This window comes from Myroides odoratus, assembly GCF_001549985.1.
Classification (GTDB): Bacteria; Bacteroidota; Bacteroidia; order Flavobacteriales; family Flavobacteriaceae; genus Flavobacterium; species Flavobacterium odoratum_A.
Genome location: NZ_LROZ01000044.1, coordinates 1 through 1,360 on the forward strand (window position 1 = coordinate 1; position 1,360 = coordinate 1,360).

A 1,360-nucleotide genomic window follows, 5' to 3' on the forward strand; every position below is an offset into this window, starting at 1 on the left:
TCCAGCTTCTGTAGCGAATAACTTTGAAATGATTGTCAATAACAATCCAGAGAAAGTAAAAGAAATTATTGAACAAGTGGCCAAAAATGTTGAGGGCAATGTGACCTATAATGGAACAGATTTGATATACAAAGATGGTAATGGAGATGATCAAGTGATTAACTTAGATCAACTAGTTAAAGCCAATGAAACCGTTACAACTTTACTTGCCAATACCGATGGAACTTATACCTATAAATCAGAGAATGGTACAGAAACGATTATTGATATTCCAGCCTCAGTAGCCAACAACTTTGAAACGATTGTCAATAACAATCCAGAGAAAGTAAAAGAGATTATTGAACAAGTAGCCAAAAATGTTGAAGGGAATGTTACCTACAACGGAACGGATTTACTGTACAAAGATGCTACGGGAAATGATCAAGTAATCAACCTAGATCAATTGGTAAAAGCCAATGAAACGGTAACTACCTTACTGGCTAATACCGATGGAACTTATACGTATAAATCAGAGAATGGTACAGAAACCATCATCGATATTCCAGCCTCAGTAGCGAACAACTTTGAAACGATTGTCAATAACAATCCAGAAAAGGTCAAAGAGATTATCGAACAAGTGGCCAAAAATGTTGAGGGGAATGTAACCTATAATGGAACGGATTTACTGTACAAAGATACAGCTGGCGCAGATCAAGTAATCAACTTAGATCAACTAGTTAAAGCCAATGAAACCGTTACGACTTTACTTGCCAATACCGATGGAACCTATACCTACAAATCTGAGAATGGTACAGAGACCATCATCGATATTCCAGCTTCTGTAGCGAATAACTTCGAAACGATTGTCAACAACAATCCAGAGAAAGTAAAAGAGATTATCGAGCAAGTTGCCAAAGACGTTGAAGGCAATGTTACTTATAATGGAACGGATTTGGTATACAAAGATGGAAATGGAGATGATCAAGTAATCAACTTAGATCAACTAGTTAAAGCCAATGAAACCGTTACAACTTTACTTGCCAATACCGATGGAACTTATACCTATAAATCTGAAAATGATACCGAAACGATTATTGATATTCCAGCTTCTGTAGCGAATAACTTCGAGACCATTATCAACAACAATCCTGAGAAAGTAAAAGAGATTATTGAAAAAGTTGCAAAAGATGTTGAAGGCAATGTTACTTATAATGGAACGGATTTGGTATACAAAGATGCAACTGGCGCAGATCAAGTGATCAACTTAGATCAATTGGTTAAAGCCAATGAAACCGTTACAACTTTACTTGCCAATACGGATGGAACCTATACCTATAAATCAGAAAATGGTACAGAAACCATCATCGATATTCCAGCTTCT

General features: G+C 36.2%; 1 pseudogene. It reads left to right on the forward strand.

Annotated features, from left to right (window positions below):
- Window positions 1-1,360, forward strand: a pseudogene (locus AWV75_RS18980) (hypothetical protein); the annotation flags it as partial.